The organism is Nonomuraea sp. CA-218870 (assembly GCF_050936535.1).
Classification (GTDB): Bacteria; Actinomycetota; Actinomycetes; order Streptosporangiales; family Streptosporangiaceae; genus Nonomuraea; species Nonomuraea corallina.
In genome coordinates, this window is the sequence record NZ_JBNJMN010000001.1 from 610,256 (window position 1) to 624,679 (window position 14,424).

The window sequence follows — 14,424 nt, forward strand, 5'->3', positions numbered from 1 at the left end:
CGTCAGGGCGTCTGACCAGGCCGGTCCACGACCCCCGCCGCGAGGACCGACATGGCCAGTTCGTGACCGCCGCGCACGCTCTTGACGCCGAGGTAGCGGTAGTCGGCCGGGTCGAGGATCGTGTAGCCCTTGCCGGCCTCGCCCAGGTCGAGCACGACGCCGAGCCCGGTGCGGCCGTCGGCCGTGGACACGTTCTCCTCGATCTTGACGTTCGGGATGCGGGCCATGGCCCGGTACATGGCGGCGGCCTTGTCCGGCGGGATGACAGGGCCGAACTTCAGGTACCACTGCAGGGCGCCGAACGCCTTGACGTCGTCCTCGGTGCCCGCCGGGCATTCGGGCTGGCAGATCGACAGCGCGGCGCGCTCGTCCATGCCGCGCAGGTGGGCCAGGAGCGCGTCCGGGTCGCCGGGGAACGCCAGCACCTCCTGCTGGGTCCTGAGCGGGTGGGTGCGGCCCTTCTCGGCGCCGGCCTTGATCGCGCCGCCGTCTCCCTGGCGGACGGCGGTGCGTTCGCCGTCCATCCGCGACCAGGTCTCGATGACCGGCGTGGAGGCGATCGGCTGCCGCTCCTTGAGGTAGAACCACTGGTCCGGGCGGTGATCGGGCACGTCGGTGTGCTCGGCGACGAGCGCGGCGTCCTCCAGCACCTCGGCCGCGGTCAGCGGGGTCGCCTGGCCGGGCGGGGCGCCGGAGTCCAGCCGGGGCACCACCACCGCGGCGCCCGCCGCGAGGGCCCCGGCCAGCGCCAGCCCCCAGCCCAGCCGCCCCACGCGCCTGGGCCGGGGCGCCGGGCGCCGGGTCCGCCCGTCGCCGGCGATGGCCGCGCGCAGCCGGGCCTCCTCGGCCCGGGTGTCCAGCGTCGGCGGGACCTCGGCGCGCAGCCGGTCGAGCAGTTCCCTGTCGTTCATGGGCCGTGCTCCTCATACGTCGTGGTCGGATCGATGTCAGGCAGGGACCGGCGGAGCTTCTCCCTGGCCCTGTTCATCCGCGATCGGACGGTGCCCACGGGCACGCCCAGCGCGGCGGCGGCCTCCCAGTAGCTGAGCCCGCCCCAGGTGACCAGCAGCAGCACGTCGCGGTGGCCGGCCGGCAACCGCGCCAGGGCGCCCGCGAGCGCGGCCCGCGCGCCCGACGCGTCCACCCGCGACTCCACCCCGTCGGTGAACGGCTCGGTGACGGGGTCGACGCCGGTGCGGGCGAGCACCTGGTAGAGCGCGACCTCGCTGCGGCGGTGCCGGCCGATCAGGTTGGTGGCGATGCCGTACAGCCAGGGCCGGGCGTCGGGGCGCGTCAGGTCGTAGCGGGCGCGCTGGCGGAACGCCGCCACGAACGTCTCGGCCACGACGTCCTCGGCCGCCTCGGCGCCCAGCCTGCGCACCGCGTACCGCTTGAGCGCGGGCGCGTGCCGGGTGAACAGGACGGCGAACCCCTCGGGGTCCTCCCTGGAGCGGGCGATGATCTCGGCATCGTCCAGCGTCTCGGGATCCATCGGCGGGCTCTGTTGTCGCATCGGCTGCCTCTCCGGAATCGGTGACACCTGTGATTGCCGCGGCGGCGATGCGAAGTTCCCACTGTCACGAGATTTTTCGGGTCGCTCCCGTACGACGTCTCATCAGGGACGCTCCGGCCTTCACCCCGCCCCCGGGTGCGGGCGGCGGTTTACCTCCGGCGGCGGCGGAGCACGTTCCAGCCATGAACCAGGTGACATCCGGACACGACCACACCAGGTGCACACCCGCGGAACTCTTCGAGATCACCGTCCTGGACACCACGGGCGGGGCCGCCAGGTGGCACACCATAGGCTGGGGCGTCGGCCACCATGACGCCGACGCCCTCGCCCGGTCCTACGTGACCCGCCCGCTCTGCCCGTACGAGCGAGCCAGGGTCAGCCGCAACGGCCGCCTGGTCGCCGAGCACCGCCGCCCGGCTCACTGACCCGCCGGTGGCGCGGGACGCGGCTCCGGCTCAAGCCGGTGAGACGACCTCCCGGGCCGGCCGCACGTCGTTGGCGAGCGTGCCCACGCCGTCGATGACGATCTCCACCCGGTCGCCGGGCAGCAGCGTGAAGTCCGATCCCGGGACCATGCAGGTGCCGGTCGACAGCACCACCCCGCGGGGATAGCGCTCGGCCGCGAACAGGCAGCTCACCAGCTCGTCGAGGCGGCGGTGGAGCTGGCCGGTGTTCGCCCGGTCGGACCAGGCGGTGACGCCGTCGCGGGTGATCGTCACCGTCATCGCCAGGTCGTACGGGTCCGGCACCTCCCAGGCGGGGCGGATGCCGGGGCCGAGCGCGGTGGCTCCCGCGTACATCTTGGCCTGGGGCAGGTAGAGCGGGTTGTCGCCCTCGATGGAGCGGCTGCTGACGTCGTCGCAGACGGTGTAGCCGGCGATCTCGCCGCTGGCGGTGACCACCACGGCCAGCTCCGGCTCGGGCACGTCCCAGGTGGAGTCCTCGCGCACGCCGATGGTCTCGCCGTGGCCGCGCACCCGCCAGCCGACCGACTTGAAGAACAGCTCGGGCCGTTCGGCGTCGTAGACGCGCTGGTAGATGTCGGGTTCGGTGCTCTCTTCGACCCGGGCCTCGCGGGAACGGCGGTAGGTGACGCCGGCCGCCCACACCTCGGTGGCCGCGTCGACGGGAGCCGCGGGAGTGACGGGCTCGACCGGCTCGGCGGCGCGGGCGAGCTGGTCGCGGAAGTGGCCGAGGTCAGCGGACAGGGCGCCGCCGAGGGAGAAACCGGCGGGCAGCGCCCGGTCGCCGTCCTCGGCGCGGACCACCCAGCGGGGCGATTGAGCGGACCTGACGAGGTGCATGCGTGCCCTTCTGGCGGAATGTCGGGAGTGCCAGCCTAAGACATCGCATGAAAGTTTCCATGGGTTTCGGCAGGCAGAAAGGCCGCCGGGGCCGGCGCGCTTGACGTGGCGGCGGGTCCTCGATGATCTGGTCCTAGGAAAGCGCTTTCCTTGATGGATGGGAGCCGACAGTGAGATCCGTTGCCCGAGCCCGGAGGTGCCTGCTCACCGTCCTGGCCGCCCTCGTCATGGCGCTGGCGGGCGCCCTCGTCGCGCAGCCGCCGCCCGCAGCCGCCGCCACCGTCGACACCGACGCCTGGTACGTGCTCGTCAACCGGCACAGCGGCAAGGCCCTCGACCTGTACGAGCTCGCCACGAACGACGGCGCGCCGATCGTGCAGTGGGCCCGCAACGACGGCTACCAGCAGCAGTGGCAGTTCGTCAGCTCAGGCGACGGCTACTACCGGGTCAAGTCCCGCCACAGCGGCAAGGTCCTCGACGTGTACGAGTGGAACGCCGAAGGCGGCGCCCAGATCGTCCAGTGGTCCGACGCCAACGGCTGGAACCAGCAGTTCCGGCTGGCCGACTCCGACGGCGGCCACGTCCGCCTGATCAACCGGCACAGCGGCAAGGCCCTGGAGACCTGGCAGTGGTCCACCGCCGACGGCGCCCGCGTCTCCCAGTGGGACGACCTCGGCGGCGCCAACCAGCAATGGCAGCTCGTCAAGATGGGCGGCGGCTCCGCCGACTGCGGCAGCGGCTCCTACAACGCCGAAGCCGTGCTCAACGGCGGCACCTGGACGGCCAGGAACGGCGGCACCACCCTCTATACCGGCAGCAGCATGATCGAGGCCATGCGCCGCGCCGTCGGCAGCCTCACCTCAGGCCGCACGTCCAAGCAGAAGGTCGTCGTCCGCGGCTCCGGCGGCATGAACGCCAACCAGTCGCTCGACCTGCCCAGCTACACCGTCCTCGAAGTGTGCGGCACGATCGACGTCTCCGGGACGATCAGCGCCAACAACGCCGTCGTCCGCGCCCAGAACGTCACCGACGTCGAGGTCACCCGGCTCGCCGTGACCGGCAACCCATACTTCGCGGTCTTCGTACGCAACGGCACGAACATCACGTTCGGACAGCTCGACCTGCGGCTCGGCTCGGCCGGGCTGGGCGTCCGGATCGACAACCACGCCAACAGGAGCGTCCGCACCAGGAACGTCCGCATAGACAGCGTGTACGCCTCCGGCGGCGGCAGCCACGGCGTGGAGACGTACGGCGTCGACGGCATCACCATCGGCACCGTCACCGCGCGCAACACCGGCGAGTCCGGCCTGCTGCTGAACGACACGATCAACGCCACGATCGGCACCGTGGACGCCGAGGGCGCCGGCACCGGCACCGGGTACGCGGCGTTCCGGATGGCCAACCGCAACGGCCGGATCGGCAGCTCGTACCCGGTGAACGTGCGCGTCGGCACCGTCAAGGCGCGCGGCGGCGGACGCGGCGTCTTCTGCGTGTCGGAGAGCGGCGGCGCGGTGATCGACCGGGTGGACATCGCGCAGACCGGAAGCAACTCGATCCTCATCGAGAACTGCTACAACGTCACGATCGCCGCCCAGAGCGGCACCGTGAACGGCTCCGACATCCGCCTCGCGGCCCGCAGCGAGTTCCCCGTCACCTCCGACATCACGCTGCGGAACCTGACGCTGACGAACTCGGCGATCAACGAGAGCCCGTGCGGTGTCAACATCGTCATCCGCGACATCACCCTGGTGAACTCCCGCATCAACCGCTGCTGACCGCCCTGTGGTCCTCCTCGGGTGAGCGTGCGGCCCGCCTCATGGTCCGGGCCGCCGCTCCCAGCGTGGGCGCCATGATCCTGACGAGGACCGTGGCGCTCACCCGCACCCCGTCGATGACTTTCCCGACCCTGCGCGGTCTCCATGGGTAAGGTGCGAACACGGAGGACCCATGGCGAAACTGCTCTACTCGGTGACCATGTCCCTGGACGGCTTCATCGCCGGCCCCGGCGGCGACATGTCCTGGCTCACCGAGCACCTCGGCCCCAACCCGGCCATCGACGACCTGCTTCCCCGCGTCGGCTCCCTCCTCGTGGGCAACCGTTCCTTCGGCGGCGACGACCCGTACAAGGACACCGAGCACGAGGGCGAGGCGTTCGGCGGAGGCTGGAGCGGGCCGCAGTTCGTGCTCACCCACCATCCGCCGGCCGCTCCCGTGCCGGGCGTCACCTTCGTCACCGACCTCCACACGGCGATCGCCGAGTCGAAGGCCGCCGCGGGCGACAAGTACGTCAACGTCATCGGCGCCGACGTGGCCCGGCAGTGCCTGGAGGCCGGCGCGCTCGACGAGATCCTCACCTGCGTCGCCCCCGTCCTGCTCGGCGACGGCGTCCGCCTCTTCGACCACCCCGGCGGCACCGACGTCAAGCTCGAACGCCTCAGCGTGACGCAGGTCCCCCACGCCACCAACCTGTGGATGCGCGTGCTCTGACCTACGCGATCGCCGGACGACGCGCCCAGGTGGCCCAGCGCCAGAGCCACTCCAGCGGACCCTGCCGGAAACGGCGCAGCCAGAGCGCGGAGAACAGCCACTGAGCGGCCAGGATCGCCCCGGCGGTGAGGAACGCCGTCCGGGGGGACCCGACGATCGGCAGGCCGAGCAGATGGGCGGCCGCGAGGACGACCAGCGTGGCCGTCAGATAGTTGGTCAGCGCCATCCGGCCCAGCGGCGCGAACACCACCCGCAGCACCGGCCGCAGCGGCGTCCTGAGCAGCACCAGCAGAGCGCACACGACCGCCCCCGCGATCAGCAGATCAGCCAGCCCCGAGGCGAACGACGGCCCCGCCCCGGCCCGCGCCCCCAGCGCGGCCGCCGCCCCCGCCGCCCCCGCCGCGAAGACCAGGCCCAGCCCCAGCGGCACCCAGGTGGACCCCTCGATCCGCTCCACCACCCCGTACCTGACCAGCGCCGAGCCCACCAGGAACAGCCCCGCGATCAGCAGCGGCCCGCCCCCGGCCACCAGCGCGACCGGCACGAACACGACGGCGAGACCCGCCGCAGCCCACCGCGGCGACCAGCTTGAGGGCAACAGCACCAGCAGGCCGGCGACGGCGTACTCGGTCAGGACCTCCCCCGGCCACAGCGCCATGTGCACCAGGCCGATCGCGAGCAGCGCCACCAGCCGGCGCAGCAGCACGACCCGCGGCCGGTCGACACGCCGCGAGGCGGAGTCGAGCAGCAAGGAGAACCCGACGCCGAACAGCAGCGAGAAGATCGGCAGCCCGAGCCATGGATCCCACTCCCCCAGCGGCCGCACCACGACGGCGGTGCCACCACCGGCGATCAGCTGGATGTTGGCGAGCAGGATCTCGCACAACGTGAACCCGCGCAGCACGTCGAGCGCGACGATCCGGCGCCTGCCGGCGGGATCGGCCGGGCCCTGAGAGCCCGGCCCTGGGGGGAGATCCTCACGTGACATGGCCCCTCATCCTGCGGGGCATCCCACGGCACCACACCGGCCGAAAGCAGGGTACGCGTCCCCCACCCTCGTCCTTTCGGCCGTTTCATCGAGGGCCAGGAGCCCGGCCCCGCTCTCGTCGCCGTCAGGAATTGGGGATGAGCATGTACGCGTGCTCATCAGCGGTCTTGCCCGGCTCGCAGTGGTAACACGTCCGCCCGACGATGACACCGTCATCGTTGATGGCATGGGCCGTCGCGAGGGACACATCCGGCGGGAGGTTGGTGACGACGGTGTTGAGGTCCGTCATCTGACCGTTCTTCCACAGGAAGGCGCGATGGACGTAGAGACTGTCGCCGATGTACGAGAGGCCCACGACCTGCCCCGACTCGTTGATGTCATGGCCATAGCTTCTCGTCCCGCCTAGGAGAGTGCCCAAGGCCCGCATCGATCCCGCCTCCCAGAGGAAGGCGATGGGCTTGTTCGCGGCGTCGGGGGACCAGCCGGTGATCTGGGTCTTCTCATTGATCGCCTGCGCCACCGTATCGCCCCTGCCGCCGTCCGCCAATGTGCCCAGATCGGTCATGCGGCCGTTCTCCCAAAGGAACCCGCGCATGGGGTACCCGGTGCTCGGCAGTGACTCTCCGACAACCTGGTCCTTGTCGTTGATGTCATAGGCCCGGCCCAGGTTCGTCCTCGCCTGGCCGGCCTCACCGCCGAGCGTGCCAAGGTCGCGGATCCGGCCGTCCTTCCACATGACCGGGCGCGTCGGGTGGGCCGCCGACTCGTGCCGTTGCCCCACGACGACACCCTTGTTGTTGATGGCGTGGGCGGCGCTGCCGCTTCCACTGCCCCAACCGGTGCCGAGATCGATCGTCACGCCGTCACGGCGGATGAAGGCATGGGGAGGGTCGGTGTTGTTCACATGCGTGTACCCGGCGATGTGGCCCGAGTCGTTGATGGAGGTCGCGCCGTTCTGGCCCGGCGCATAGATCGGAGCCACCGGCTCCATCCGCCCGTCCTCGAAGAAGAAGGCGTGACCGGCCGGGCTCGTGTCGGTGGACGAATAACCGACCACCTGCCTGCTCATGTTGACGTCGGCGGCCTCGCTGAACGGTCTTCCGACCGGCACTATGCCCAGCCAGCCGAGCGGCACATAGGTGTAGGTCGTGACCACCGGTTCTGCCTGCGCCTCGGCTTTCACGGGCGCGCCGACCGACGCGGCGAGCACGAGACCGATGGTTGCGGGGACCAGTGCGATGGTTCGTCTTCTGATCATCTTTTCCCTGACGCCGTAGGGGCTGAAAGATGATGATGACGAAAATTTCTGGCGAAAGATCTTACGGGGTTCTTATGGAAGGAGCCAGGCGACGCTGCGTGCCACTGCCACGACCGGACCTCCACGCCACGAAGGTCAACTCCGTTTGAACTGGTCTCACAGCTTCGCCACCTGCGGGGATCGTCTGCTGTGGTCCGCCGGCGTCCAGTGTCGTTCGTCGGCGTTGTCACGCAGTGGGCCACTCACTCCATCTGTCCCGAGATTCCGTACACCAACCCGAACGCTAGAGCCATAAGATCGCTGATGGTCATGACCTGGACGCGAAAGATTGCACGGGGACCAGTTAACGATATCCAGCTGTTGCGCGAACTCGCTGCCACGAAGATTACGAACGATGCGATGCCACCTGCGCCGGCCACTCCCACGCTCAGAAACACCAGATAGATCAAGCAGCCCCGGACAACGGTGGACAATGAGCCCATTCCGCGGGTACTCAGGATTCTGCCATTTCCGTAAGCACTGTCCGCTGACCTTGAGCACGCTCTGCGTATCGGTGCGCGATCTTCCTCGCCATGGGGTTGGGTCACGAGGCGTTCAGGTCCAGTGGCCTTATGTGCGGTCCTGGACGGGCACTGGTTGAGGGAGCGGGAATAGTACGCGCCATCTGTCAACTATCGAACGGTCTCCCTCCAATTGGGCCGCGCCGCCGGCGAGTACCTCGTCGATGGGTCGGTCGGTGCGGAGCAGGGTGAGCAGTGTGGCCAGGTCGGTGACCAAGGTGGCGTGGGGTCGGTCAGGCTCGTCCCGGCTGATGTCGATTCGTCCGTCGGCGATGGCTACCCGAAAGCTATCTTCACCGATGCGAAGAGCGAGGGTCGCCGTGAACCCGGCGGCGGCGCGGGCGTCGAACAGTGCCTCGAGCGAAAGCAGCAGCGAGTCCACCCCGATCGGTGCGTCCAGGCGCAGACCCGGCGAACGACCGCCCCATTTCGCCAGGGATACCACGATCGGTCCTAGCTCGGCACCCCAACGGGTCAGCTCATATACCCAGGATGCGGCGGGTCGGGCCAGCCGACGGCGACGTACGACCCCGGCCGTGGCGAGTTCTCGTAGCCGCAGGGTGAGCATGTCCGTGCTGACCCCGGGAAGTCCGGACAGCAGATCGGTGAACCGCTTCGGCCCGAGCAGCAACTCTCGGACCACCAGCAGCGCCCATCGCTCCCCGACCAGGTCCAGGGCGTGCGCGACCGCGCACCCCTCGTCGTACTTTCTCTTACCCGCCACAACAGGGATGCTAGCAAATCCCATGGGAGAAGTCGTTTTGAAGGTTGGAATTTCCAAGCTACTACTGCTAATGTCCAACTATCCGGCATCGACCAGGCCCCAAGGAGGCAGTTCATGCCAGTGTTCATCGTTGACGTCCCGCAAGGCGCGTCACCGGATGCGAAGCAGAAGATGCTGAAGGAGATCACCGAGGCACTCGACGAGGCGTACCAGATTCCCGACACTCGGGGTTGGCTGCGCGAGTACCCGGTGGAGAACGTCTCCCAGGACGGGCGGGTCGGCGCCGAACCGGTGCGGCCCGTCTTCTCGCTGGAGGCGCCGGAACTGTTCAGGCTGGACGCCAAGCGCACGGTGGTGCAGAAGATCGAGTCAGCCATCGCGGGTGCCTACAAGGGCATCGCCAACACCGACGAAGTGCTGGTACTGATCAACGAGTACCCGCTGCACAACGTGGGATGGCGAGCCAGCCTGCAATCGGACAAGCCGGAAATCGTGGCTGCCGTAACCCAGGCCAACGGCTAGTCCGGCATGCCCTACCAGTCGCCCGGTCCGGTAGCCGGCGAGCACCGCCTCGTGCTCGCCCGGCACGCCGAGGCTGACCCCGCCGCGGCGTCGCACCGGGGTCGGGGCCTGCTCGTCGGCGGTGCCCGTGATCATCGTCACCCGGCTACCTCCTCTCTGATATCAGAACCGGTTCTGTGCCGATCCTGCGTGGATCAACATCGGAACGAGACCGGCCCGCGAGAGGCTGGGGCCGGACCACTGAAGACTTCCCGTAGGCCGGCCCCGTTCGGCTACAGCCGGATGTAGAGGCGGCGGCCCGCCGCGCGGAAGCCGATCCGCTCGTAGACCCGCCACGAGTCGTCACCTGACGCTTCGAGCCAGGCCAGGTCGGCGCCCGACTCGAAAATCTGCCGGCTGAGCGCGGCCGTGATGGCCCCGCCGAGACCGCGACGCCGGTAGGGCGCCCGCACCGCAATGCCCGCGATCTCGCTGACCCCACCGCCGGGTGGGACCGCCTGGCCTGCACCGGCGCAGGTGCCGTCCGAGGCGAACGCCGCCATCTCGAAGCCGCCCTGCTGCCGCAGCGTTTCGAGGCGGTCGACGTCGGCGTCGCTCACCTCGAAAGCGTCACCGAATGCCTCGCCCTGGGCGGCCACCATCGCCGCCCGCTCCGCTCGGTTCTCCGGTTGTCGCACGACGAAGCCGTCGACCGGCGGCGGCGAGACGAAGGATTCGGGCGAGCAGGTCAGGAACTCGTGCCGCTCCTCGACCGTGAAACCAGCCGCGAGCAGCAGCTCCTCAAGGGCGGGGGCGCAGTTCACGACGTACTCCAAACGGGGCCGTCGTGACGCGGAGCGGAACGCCCTCACCAAGCTCTCGACGTCGGAGGCGGTGATCTCCGCGCCAGGGCGGGGTGTCGCGTAGTTGATGTTGGGACTGTCGGTCGCCGGGTCGAAACCCAGGATGAACGGCCCCGATTCGACGGCGGCCGGACGGCGGGAGAGGTTGGTGAGGACAGACTGCTGGATGCGAAGATCCACAGACAAGGTGGGAAGTCCTTTACGGCATGAGGAATGGAATCACGACAAGACGTCGGACCGCCGCGACAGGCGGCCGCTGGGCACACCCGTGATCACTGGCTTCATTCCCTCATGCAGAAGACGCCCGCACACGCTGCGCGAGCACCCAGAAGACTACCAGGATCAGAGGCAACTTGACCTTCGCTGTGAAGCGGTCCGAGATCAGCGGAGGCTCAAGGGGGCTGACTCCAGCTGTCGGGGCGTTCTCCCCCGATCCGGGCCACTGCTCGCTTGTCCGTTGTGGCTCGGTGAGCGTGTCGCGCAGAGCGGTGGCGTGGCGGGATCTCCCTTGGTTGAGGAGGGCGGCCACGTCGACCAGTTCTTTGTGGGTGTGGCGGTTGAGTAGGACGGCGTCGGCGGTGATCGGAACGCCGACGCTCACCACTCATCGACGCCCGTACGGAGCAACTACGGGCGCTCGCCTGGCCCCACGTCGACCTCGACGCCGAACCGCCCTTGATCATGGTCTGGAGGTCGGTACGGGTCGCGGGAGACACCAAGACCGAACCCGGCAGGCGTAGTCCCTCAGAAGATCAAAAAGGCCATCTCCCATGATGGGAGACGGCCTCTGACATGCGGTGGGGCTACCAGGACTTGAACCTGGGACCTCTTCCTTATCAGGGAAGCGCTCTAACCGTCTGAGCTATAGCCCCGCGCCACCGAAACCGTATCGCATCCGCCGCGCGGGCGCGAACCGGTTGGTCGCTGAGGAAAGCTTACCGCCTTCCGTACCCCGCTCACGCCGCCGCTGGACGGCGCGAGCGGGGCCGGCAGGTTACTCGGCCTCGCTGAAGGTCACCTCGACGCCGCCCACGAGGTCGCTGGAGACGTTGTAGATGACCGCGCCCAGGGTGGCGAGGGCGGTGATGAGAACGACGTTCACGGCGCCGATGAGAGCCGTGTAGCCGAGGATGCGCATCGGCTCGAACCAGGAGGCGATGTCGATCTGCAGCGACCCCTCTCCCTGCTCGCCCTGGCTCAGCTGGTTGACCAGGTCGACGATCGAGTCGAACACGCCCAGGGCCGACAGCACGCCGTACAGGACGGCGACCGCGACGAAGAGCACCACGAAGCAGACCAGGGACACCACGAAGCTGAACTTCATGGCCGACCACGGCTCGACGCGGCGCAGCACCAGGTGGGCCTTGCGGGGGAGGCGGGCGCCTCCGCCGCTCGACGACTTCTTCTTCTTGCCGGGCAGTTCGATGGCCGGGGGAGCCTCGGACGCGAGCGACGGGCGTACGCGCGTGGTGTCGTTGCCGTCGCGTTCCGGCGGGGCGGGCGCCCGCGGGGGCGCTGACGGGCCGGGGCCCGCGGACGGAAGCCGCGGCGGCGGCTGTTGCTGACCGTCCGGTTGCAACGCCGGCTTCGTCGGGTTGCCCTCCTCCTCCTGTGCCTTGCGGGGCTCCTTGTCAGGTGCCTTGTTCGGCTGCTGCTGGCCGTTGTCGCGAGCCGCCTGGGTCCTGGCGGCGCCACCCTGGGCGCTCATCAATTACTCTCCTCCCCCGTCTGCTTCACTCTCCACCGAAGTCTCCATCGACTCGGCGTTCCGGGCGAGGGCCACCACGCTGTCGCCTTCGGCGAGGTTCATCAATCGGACTCCCATGGTCTGCCGGCCGGACTGCTTGATTTCGCCGGCACTCGTCCGGATCACCCCGCCTGCGGACGTGATCGCGAAAACCTCGTCCTCCGGGTTGACCATGACGGCTCCGACCAGCTTGCCACGAGAACTCACGATTTTTGCAGTGAGCACGCCCTTTCCGCCACGTCCTTGGACTGGATACTGCTCGACGGGTGTGCGCTTCGCGTACCCAGCCCTCGTGGCGATAAGCACGTCTTGACCGTCAGAGATCCTGTTCATGGCCAGGAGTTCGTCGCCTTCGAGGAATCGCATGCCGATCACGCCGCTGGTGGCGCGTCCCATCGGCCGCAGCGCCTCGTCGGAGGCGGTGAACCTGATCGACTGCGCGCCCTTGGAGACGAGCAGCAGGTCGTCCTCCTCGGAGATCAGGCGGGCGCCGATGACCTCGTCGTCCTCGCGCAGGTTGATCGCGATGAGGCCGCCGGACCTGGGGGAGTCGTACTCCGACAAACGGGTCTTCTTCACCAGGCCGCTGCGGGTGGCGAGCACGAGGTACGGGGCGACCTCGTAGTCACGCAGGTAGAGGACCTCCATGACCGTCTCGTCGGGCTGCATGGCCAGGAGGTTGGCCAGGTGCATGCCGCGGGCGTCGCGTCCCGCGTCGGGGAGCTCGTACGCCTTGACCCGGTAGACGCGGCCCTTGTTGGTGAAGAAGAGCAGCCAGTGGTGGGTCGTGGTGACGAAGAAGTGGTCGACGATGTCGTCCTGACGCAGCTGCGCGCCGCGCACGCCCTTGCCGCCGCGCTTCTGGGCGCGGTAGAGGTCGGTCTTGGTGCGCTTGGCGTAGCCGCCGCGGGTGATGGTGATGACGATGTCGTCCTCGGCGATGAGGTCCTCGATGGACATGTCGCCGTCGTGGGCGATGATCTCGGTCCGGCGCTCGTCGCCGTACCGCGAGACGACCTCGCCCAGCTCCTCGCCGATGATCTCGCGCTGGCGGGACTCGCTGGCCAGGATCGCGTTGTACTCGGCGATCTGCGTCATCAGGTGCTCGAACTCGTCCTGGATCGCCTGGCGCTCCAGGGCGGCGAGCTTGCGCAGCTGCATGTCCAGGATGGCCTGCGCCTGGATCTCGTCGATCTCCAGCAGCGACATCAGGCCCTGCTGGGCGTGGGAGGCGGACTCCGACGCCCGGATCAGCGCGATGACCTCGTCGAGCCGGTCGAGCGCGCGCAGCAGCGCGCGCAGGATGTGGGCGCGTTCCTCCGCCTTGCGCAGCAGATAACGCGTACGGCGGACGATGACCTCGATCTGGTGGGCCACGTAGTGCCGGATGAACTGGTCGAGCCGGAGCGTGCGCGGCACGCCGTCGACCAGCGCCAGCATGTTGGCGCCGAACGTGTCCTGCAGCTGGGTGTGCTTGTAGAGGTTGTTGAGCACGACCTTGGCGACGGCGTCGCGCTTGAGCACGATCACCAGGCGCTGGCCGACCCGGGAGGAGCTCTCGTCGCGGACGTCGGCGATGCCGGTCAGCCTGCCCTCGCGGACCAGCTCGGCGATCTTGAGCGCGAGGTTGTCGGGGTTGACCTGGTAGGGGAGTTCGGTGACGACCAGCGCCTGGCGGCCCTTGCCGTCCTCCTCGACCTCGACCACGGCCCGCATGGTGATCGAGCCGCGGCCCGTGCGGTAGGCGTCCTCGATGCCGCGGCGGCCGACGATGAGCGCGCGGGTGGGGAAGTCGGGCCCCTTGACCAGCCTCATCGAGGCTTCGAGCAGCTCCTCGTCCTCGGCCTCGGGGTGCTCCAGGCACCATTTGACCGCGGCGGCCACCTCGCGCAGGTTGTGCGGCGGGATGTTGGTGGCCATGCCGACGGCGATGCCGCCCGAGCCGTTGACCAGCAGCTGCGGGAACCTCGCCGGCAGGACCTCCGGCTCCTGCGACTTGCCGTCGTAGTTGGGCCGGAAGTCGACGGTCTCCTTGTCGATGTCGCGCAGCATCTCCATGGCGATGGGCGCGAGCTTGCACTCGGTGTAGCGCATCGCCGCCGCCGGGTCGTTGCCCGGCGAGCCGAAGTTGCCCTGCCCGTCGACCAGCGGGTAGCGCAGCGACCAGTGCTGGGCGAGCCGGACCAGCGCGTCGTAGATCGAGGTGTCGCCGTGCGGGTGGTAGGTGCCCATCACGTCGCCGACGATGCGGGCGCACTTGAAGAAGCCGCGGTCGGGGCGGTAGCCGCCGTCGTACATCGCGTACAGCACCCGGCGGTGCACCGGCTTGAGCCCGTCGCGTACGTCCGGCAGCGCCCTGGACACGATGACGGACATCGCGTAGTCCATGTAGCTGCGCTGCATCTCGGACTGGATGTCCACCGGTTCGATGCGGTCAGCCGGGGGAGTGGTGTTCACTTCCGTCACAGGTTGTGGTCCT

14 protein-coding genes and 1 tRNA gene are annotated in these 14,424 nt (G+C 69.1%); 4 read left to right on the plus strand and 11 right to left on the minus strand.

The window, feature by feature from the left end; genetic code table 11:
- Positions 1–2 precede the first annotated feature (2 nt).
- Together ACQEUU_RS02985 and ACQEUU_RS02990 are read right to left on the minus strand one after the other, a co-directional pair.
- A complete protein-coding gene (locus ACQEUU_RS02985; RefSeq protein WP_433059935.1) occupies positions 3–911 on the minus strand; it encodes a CU044_5270 family protein in 909 nt (302 codons plus the stop codon).
- The gene (locus ACQEUU_RS02990) at positions 908–1,513 is read right to left on the minus strand and encodes an RNA polymerase sigma factor (RefSeq protein WP_433059938.1); all 606 of its coding nucleotides are present in this window, start codon (positions 1,511–1,513) and stop codon (positions 908–910) included. The genes ACQEUU_RS02985 and ACQEUU_RS02990 overlap by 4 nt, the downstream gene beginning before the upstream one ends.
- 182 nt (positions 1,514–1,695) lie before the next feature.
- Here ACQEUU_RS02990 and ACQEUU_RS02995 point away from each other — a divergent pair, with 182 nt between their 5' ends.
- Entirely contained in the window at positions 1,696–1,938 is a 243-nt protein-coding gene (locus tag ACQEUU_RS02995; RefSeq protein ID WP_433059941.1) for a hypothetical protein, read from the plus strand.
- Positions 1,939–1,968: 30 nt separating this feature from the next.
- Here ACQEUU_RS02995 and ACQEUU_RS03000 read toward each other — a convergent pair whose 3' ends face one another.
- Complete coding sequence (locus tag ACQEUU_RS03000; protein ID WP_433059944.1) at positions 1,969–2,817, minus strand: fumarylacetoacetate hydrolase family protein; 849 nt, start codon at positions 2,815–2,817, stop codon at positions 1,969–1,971.
- A gap of 227 nt (positions 2,818–3,044) precedes the next feature.
- Here ACQEUU_RS03000 and ACQEUU_RS03005 point away from each other — a divergent pair, with 227 nt between their 5' ends.
- Both ACQEUU_RS03005 and ACQEUU_RS03010 read left to right on the plus strand, forming a co-directional pair.
- The gene (locus ACQEUU_RS03005) at positions 3,045–4,592 is read left to right on the plus strand and encodes an RICIN domain-containing protein (protein WP_433071714.1); all 1,548 of its coding nucleotides are present in this window, start codon (positions 3,045–3,047) and stop codon (positions 4,590–4,592) included.
- Positions 4,593–4,764: 172 nt separating this feature from the next.
- On the plus strand, positions 4,765–5,304 hold the full coding sequence (locus ACQEUU_RS03010) for a dihydrofolate reductase family protein (protein WP_433059947.1): 540 nt from the start codon (positions 4,765–4,767) through the stop codon (positions 5,302–5,304).
- A 1-nt stretch (position 5,305) separates the two neighbouring features.
- Here ACQEUU_RS03010 and ACQEUU_RS03015 read toward each other — a convergent pair whose 3' ends face one another.
- The 3 genes from ACQEUU_RS03015 to ACQEUU_RS03025 all read right to left on the minus strand — a co-directional run bounded on the left by ACQEUU_RS03015 (position 5,306) and on the right by ACQEUU_RS03025 (position 8,834).
- Positions 5,306–6,292, minus strand: a complete 987-nt coding sequence (locus ACQEUU_RS03015) for a DUF418 domain-containing protein (protein WP_433059950.1) — start codon at positions 6,290–6,292, stop codon at positions 5,306–5,308.
- A 124-nt stretch (positions 6,293–6,416) separates the two neighbouring features.
- Complete coding sequence (locus ACQEUU_RS03020; RefSeq protein ID WP_433059953.1) at positions 6,417–7,550, minus strand: hypothetical protein; 1,134 nt, start codon at positions 7,548–7,550, stop codon at positions 6,417–6,419.
- Positions 7,551–8,159: 609 nt separating this feature from the next.
- Positions 8,160–8,834 (minus strand): winged helix-turn-helix transcriptional regulator, encoded by a 675-nt coding sequence (locus tag ACQEUU_RS03025; protein WP_433059955.1) that lies wholly within the window; start codon positions 8,832–8,834, stop codon positions 8,160–8,162.
- A gap of 114 nt (positions 8,835–8,948) precedes the next feature.
- Here ACQEUU_RS03025 and ACQEUU_RS03030 point away from each other — a divergent pair, with 114 nt between their 5' ends.
- Complete coding sequence (locus tag ACQEUU_RS03030) at positions 8,949–9,356, plus strand: tautomerase family protein (RefSeq protein ID WP_433059958.1); 408 nt, start codon at positions 8,949–8,951, stop codon at positions 9,354–9,356.
- A 272-nt stretch (positions 9,357–9,628) separates the two neighbouring features.
- Here ACQEUU_RS03030 and ACQEUU_RS03035 read toward each other — a convergent pair whose 3' ends face one another.
- The 5 genes from ACQEUU_RS03035 to gyrA form a co-directional block, all read right to left on the minus strand.
- Positions 9,629–10,378 (minus strand): GNAT family N-acetyltransferase, encoded by a 750-nt coding sequence (locus tag ACQEUU_RS03035; RefSeq protein ID WP_433071716.1) that lies wholly within the window; start codon positions 10,376–10,378, stop codon positions 9,629–9,631.
- Positions 10,379–10,487: 109 nt separating this feature from the next.
- Positions 10,488–10,799, minus strand: a complete 312-nt coding sequence (locus tag ACQEUU_RS03040) for a hypothetical protein (protein WP_433059961.1) — start codon at positions 10,797–10,799, stop codon at positions 10,488–10,490.
- 197 nt (positions 10,800–10,996) lie between these two features.
- Positions 10,997–11,070, minus strand: a tRNA-Ile gene (locus tag ACQEUU_RS03045).
- Between the two features lie 122 nt (positions 11,071–11,192).
- Positions 11,193–11,906 (minus strand): DUF3566 domain-containing protein, encoded by a 714-nt coding sequence (locus ACQEUU_RS03050; RefSeq protein ID WP_433059964.1) that lies wholly within the window; start codon positions 11,904–11,906, stop codon positions 11,193–11,195.
- Between the two features lie 3 nt (positions 11,907–11,909).
- On the minus strand, positions 11,910–14,411 hold the full coding sequence (gyrA, locus tag ACQEUU_RS03055) for a DNA gyrase subunit A (RefSeq protein ID WP_433059967.1): 2,502 nt from the start codon (positions 14,409–14,411) through the stop codon (positions 11,910–11,912).
- Positions 14,412–14,424: the final 13 nt, after the last annotated feature.